The sequence below is a fragment of the Leptospiraceae bacterium genome, from assembly GCA_016708435.1.
Classification (GTDB): Bacteria; Spirochaetota; Leptospiria; order Leptospirales; family Leptospiraceae; genus UBA2033.
Window position 1 is genome coordinate 1 of the sequence record JADJFV010000037.1, and the last position, 5,464, is coordinate 5,464.

General features: G+C 37.5%; 5 protein-coding genes. 3 read left to right on the forward strand and 2 right to left on the reverse strand.

The window, feature by feature from the left end; translation table 11 throughout:
* Together IPH52_27915 and IPH52_27920 are read left to right on the forward strand one after the other, a co-directional pair.
* Positions 1-189: hypothetical protein (locus IPH52_27915; GenBank protein ID MBK7058808.1), on the forward strand; the 189-nt coding region annotated here is incomplete at its 5' end.
* 2 nt (positions 190-191) lie between these two features.
* Positions 192-1,298 carry a cysteine desulfurase gene (locus IPH52_27920; GenBank protein MBK7058809.1) on the forward strand — a complete coding sequence of 369 codons (1,107 nt, stop codon included), beginning with the start codon at positions 192-194 and terminating at the stop codon, positions 1,296-1,298.
* Positions 1,299-1,300: 2 nt separating this feature from the next.
* Here IPH52_27920 and IPH52_27925 read toward each other — a convergent pair whose 3' ends face one another.
* Together IPH52_27925 and IPH52_27930 are read right to left on the reverse strand one after the other, a co-directional pair.
* Positions 1,301-2,932, reverse strand: a complete 1,632-nt coding sequence (locus IPH52_27925) for an SBBP repeat-containing protein (protein MBK7058810.1) — start codon at positions 2,930-2,932, stop codon at positions 1,301-1,303.
* Between the two features lie 229 nt (positions 2,933-3,161).
* Positions 3,162-3,803, reverse strand: a complete 642-nt coding sequence (locus IPH52_27930; GenBank protein ID MBK7058811.1) for a hypothetical protein — start codon at positions 3,801-3,803, stop codon at positions 3,162-3,164.
* A gap of 713 nt (positions 3,804-4,516) precedes the next feature.
* On the opposite strand from IPH52_27930, the gene IPH52_27935 reads away from it, so the two are divergent.
* Complete coding sequence (locus IPH52_27935; protein MBK7058812.1) at positions 4,517-4,666, forward strand: hypothetical protein; 150 nt, start codon at positions 4,517-4,519, stop codon at positions 4,664-4,666.
* The last annotated feature ends 798 nt before the right edge of the window (positions 4,667-5,464 follow it).

The following is a 5,464-nucleotide window of genomic DNA, read 5'->3' on the forward strand; positions in this document are numbered from 1 at the left end:
CTTCGTGCTCTTAAGATAGATATCGATCATTTCTTTGAGCTTTCCATGAAGCTACCTTCTAAGATTTCTAAAAAAGTAAAACTCTCTCGCACTGCTGGAATTAAGACGATTCAATTTTTCGGACTGACTAAAAGTGATTTACTCTCTGAAATTTATTCTAGCGAAAAAATTGAGAATTACCTGGATTAAGTATGCACTACTTCGATTACAATGCAACGACTCCTCTTCATCCCGAAATAAAAAAACATATTCCAGAATGGATGGAGCTTTATGCGAATCCTTCCGCAATGCACAGTGCTGGACGTCAGGCGCGAGAGAGATTGGAATCAGCTAGAACCAATATACTTAAAAACTTAGGACTTGAAATTTATAAATTAGCTTTTACTTCCACAGGAACAGAGGCAAATTTTCTTGCACTTAACTTTCTTTTTCAAGATGAGCCAGAAGAGGATACGCAGGTGTTACTCTCTGCAATCGAGCATCCAAGTATTTACAATTTAAAATCGCAACTTTCTGAGCGTGGGTATAGAGTAAGATGGATTCCTGTAGACAAATATGGATTAGTCGATGTTGATTTCATTGATGACAATTGCAATGACGAGACAGTCTTAGTTGCCGTCATGCTTGCTAATAATGAAACAGGAGTCATTCAACCCCTCAAAGAAATTCGTGAGATTACAGATCAGTATGGTGTCTATTTACACTGTGATGCAATTCAATCTCCTGGTAAGATGAAATCAATATTTGCGGAAATTGATGCCGATTCGTATTCGTTTTCTTCGCATAAAGTCTATGGAATGAAAGGAGTCTCAGCAGTGGCATATCGTAGTAAGCCGGTCCCTGTATTCAAAGGAGGAGATCAGGAGAAGGGAATTCGTCCCGGCACAGAGAATCTTCCCGGTATCCTTTCTTTTGATAAAGCAATTTCTGAAATTGCAACGAATGAGAAGAAGTATCTAGACTTACAAATGAAAAATAGAACTCTTTTGGAGACTAAACTTAAAGCGATAGGCGGAATTGTTGTCGGTGAGAAGGTGGAGCGACTTGTAAATACTAGCTGTGTTACTCTTTCTATTTCAAACGAAAAGCTTTTGATTGAGTTAGATAAACGCGGCTTTGGTGTATCGCGTGGATCTGCTTGTCATGCAGGAGCTTGGGAGCCTAGTCATGTTCTTACTGCAATGGGTCTTACAAAAGATATCGCCAACCAAACCATTCGCATATCTACGGGGATATTAACTACTCCCAAAGAAGTGGATAATCTTTGTTTGGCGATAGAAGAAATACTTAAGAAGTAGCCTTACTTTACAAATCGTATCAGCATATGCGCATAATTTGGTTTAACCGGATTGGTTACTCCTCCGATGTCTCCGTTTGAAGTTCCGGATAGATAAAGTGTATTGTTTGTATCAAAGGCAATTCCTGTTCCATAAGTAGTAGAGCCTGCTGAGCCTATTAATTTTACCCATTGGAGAGTTCCACTGGAATTATACTTTGCTACAAATAGGTCAATTACCCCGTTTAAAGTCTGACCACTTAGGTTTCCATTTGTCTCACCTGTAATATAATAAAAGTCATCGGGTGAGCGGGTAATGGCATACGCCTTTGTCTCGGTTGTTCCTCCAGGAGATAATTGTCTTTTCCATGCTACTGTTCCGTCGAAGTTAAACTTGGCAATGAAGGCATCATGATAGTCTCCTGCTGCGGATATTTTTGTTAATCCGTCAAGATTACTTGCACTCTGTCCTGTTACGTAGATATTACCGGAAGGATCTGAAGTCAGTCCATGGGGAAAATTGTAACCAGTAGTAGGAGAAGAGGCTAATGCATAACAATTTTGAAAAACCATACTGCTATTGAATTTATAGAGGACAATTGTTCTCTGCCCAAGGGCTGTAGCACAACGAGCGCCTGTTGATTGAGAAACACCTGCAACCCAAATATTACCTGATACATCCACAGTAGTTGCAGAACCACCTATATGATTACCCCCTCCTATCGATCCAGCCAGTGAAGTTTGTAACCATGTTCCATTTGTGTTATACTTAATCAAGGTCATCGCGCTATCTGATCCACCCGTATTCGTTATAAGATCCAAATCTCCTTTTACTCTACCTGATGCATATACATTTCCGCTAGCGTCAGCCGAAATACCAGCAACTTCTAATTCGCTACCACCGTTTTTTACGACTGTCCATTGTTTATTTCCATTGCTATCAATTTTTGTAATTCCTAAGGATCCATCACCGCCCGTGACAGATTGACCATCATACGTGCCTCCAGCAGAACCCCATGTATTTCCAGCGATGAACACGTTTGCGTTGGAATCAATCGTTAGACCCTTTTGCCAAAAACCTCCGGTTGAAAGTGGAATGACTCTAGTCCAAAGTCGCTTCCCGTCTAAATCATATTTTGTAGCAAAAGAAGTAGAAATGCCCGGATAAGGATTAGGCTCACCGTCTAACGCACCAGCAGTAGAACCTCCTGCATAAAGGCTATTCGTCGCTGTATGAAAAAATAAACTTCCGTATCCAGAAGCATATCCATTGGCTGTATCGCGACCACTCACTCCATTTAAAACAGTCCAGACATTTTCTCCAGTGCCTAGAATCTGGAGGCTTAAATTAAAATCAATCTTTCCGCCTGAGTTTTGTGCCGTAATCGTATAGGCTGTTAAAGGAAATCCTCCGTTCAAATAAATAGCACTACTCGGAGTTCCCGTAATAGAGCCGGTCGATGCGTCAAACGTCAGTCCTGTTGGTAGAGTCGGAGTAATTGTCCAGGAGTCTACTACACCCGAGACACTTGGGGTAAAATTTACAGCGTTGCCCGGAATTAATTTAAAAGAAGAAGAGGCTCCATAGGATACGCTGGCAGGCGCATTAGGAGGTGTAACCGCAGTAGAAGTAGTCGTTGGAGTAGTCGGAGACACTATAGGAGAAGAGGGATTAGCCTCTAGAGAAGCAAGTTTTCCACTTCCTGCAAAAATAACTTGCCGTAGAACTAGACTTAGACGTTACATCGAACGGAGATTTTTTGGCTTTTAGACAGTTTGTAAATAGAACCGAAAGTATAATTAATAATTTAAATTGCATAGAGCCACCTTCTTAATAAAACTACTACAGTCTATGCATGTAAATTTATTTTCAACTCATTTTCTTTTATAACTCTTTTACATTATTAATTGTATTCTCTATTCTTTCTCCTTTATTCTTTTGAATAAAAGTTTCAAATCTATTGATAGTGTTTAAAAGAACTTGGTCAATTAGTCTGATGACATGAATTCTGGCTTCCGGCGGCATTTCATGGTAAGCCTCTACTTGGGAGACTCCTTTGATTTTACTTTCAAATCTATCTACTTTGATTTTTATCTCAGAAAAGTTACCAGGCTCGAATGTCAATATACGGATAATCGAATTCAAATCATTCTTTAGATTTCGCTTGTTTGAAATGATTTTAATTTCTTTAACCTTGCCATTCTGAAAAGAAAATTCCAATTGGCGAGAAGATACAATTTGTAGACGAGAATCCGCAGCGATTACTGGCGATTCATCGTTGATAATGACAGTGTTTTGAATGCTCTTGTTTAATTCACTGATCTTTATCTGCAATTTTTCGATCAATACAATTTTGGCTAAAATTTCTTTCTCATGATTGGAGATACTTGTCTGTAAGCCGGTCGCATAGGCTCCCGTGTTGTATGCATCATCCGAGGCTAATTCGGGATGTGGTTTTTTTTCGCTGGTAGAGTTACATTTGTTTGTGCAAATACCAAAACCGGAATAGAGAAAAATAAAGTGCATAAGAAAATTTTCATGAAATAACTCCTTTTTTTATCATTGCTGATAATGTAGATATTATCGTTATGTCACAGACTTTTGGTCAAGGGAAAAAAAGGTTCTGGTTTATGAATAAATTCTTTCTTTGCTTGCGGTTTATTTTACGTTTTTGTTCTCTTTCCTCTGGCAGATGTCCGTTACTTTGCAAACTAAAGAAGAATTCTCTTTTGATTGATATCTCTTTTTATGATTGTAATATATTAATTGATAAAATGCAATGCTTCTTACGTTATCAATTACAATTTAATGGATAGCTCTTCTGTCCAAGAATGCAGATAATGATTTAACTTCATTATCTGCATATAACTATTATTGTCAGCAAATACTGTTGCTTCTAAAATGCGGTAATTTCATATTATCCGTTTCACTGAAAAAAGGTGTTAGGTTTACTCGCTATGCATTTGCATTTCTCTAGTCCAATTTTTAAAATGTTTGCAGATTTAAGAAACACGTTTGACCAATTTTTCCTTCTTCTAAATTTTATCCGTTGAAAAATCTTTAACTTAGATTCTTTCATTTGACCTTAATGGAAATAAATTTACTTTATACAGATTCACCGAATGAAACACTGGCTCAAATTATTTCTTTGTTTTGTGTATTCTTTTACTCTATCCATTTTTCTCAGACAAGAAATTCTGATAAACTTTTCACACCTAAAGAGGAATTGAATAGAGAAATTGAAGAACTTAAAGCAAGAAAAGAAAAGACTAGAAGAGGAAATTCGAAATCTAGATAAGGCAAAGGAAAAGAATTTACTTCAAAAAGAATCTACTTCTTCAAATAAGGAGCAAAACACACATATAAGGAAGAAGATTTCTTTAAATTGAAAGACAACATTGTAATCACAGCTTCTAGTGAAAGTTCTAGAAAGTTTCAGGTTCTGGCTTCCGTCTATAAATTACAGATAAACAAATTAAAAGTGGAGAGGATACAGAACATTAGTCGATGCACTCCATGATGCCCGGCTTTGATTTTCAACATACTTATGGCGTTTACCCTGAACCTGTTCGCATCAGCGCGGATTAGTTGGAGAGAATAACCGAACCTTGGTCTATGTAGATGGGGTTCTGATAATAATATTAATGAAAATGCAGTGCTAGTACTATTCATTTCTCGCTGAATAACGTCGCTAGAATTGAAATTACGCTCTTTGGGTCCAGCTTTCTGCTCTTTACGGTGCCAACAAGCTAATGGAATTATCAATATCATCACTAAAGATGGAAAGATTCCCATCCAGGAAATCACGTTGATTTCACTTATGGAGGGTGGGAAAAAATTTAGCAAAATCTGGGATACTCCAATAGCTTTTCTGCTAGAGGCATTCTAGGTGTAAACGCAAGTTTTATACAATAATATGTGGTGGTGGATATTATTATAAAACTGATGGACCTAATTTTTCTAATACAGGAAGACTTGATATTCCAGATTCGAAAATAGAGCCAATCAAAATGATATAAATTATTTTACAGAAACAAAGGCTTGTGTGGAAGCTTGTAACCAGAATGCAAAATGCATTGGCAATTGGTGGTCCCCTACTTACACAATTCGGTTAGTGATACTTATAATCTAACAAAGTTTGAGGAAGGTGGATTTCGTTTTCAAACAGTGAATTGGCAATACCAGCA

Coding starts and splice junctions, on each gene's coding strand:
- IPH52_27920 (MBK7058809.1), top strand. CDS start 192: ATGCACTACTTCGATTACAATGCAACGACTCCTCTTCATCCCGAAATA.
- IPH52_27930 (MBK7058811.1), bottom strand. CDS start 3,803: ATGCACTTTATTTTTCTCTATTCCGGTTTTGGTATTTGCACAAACAAA.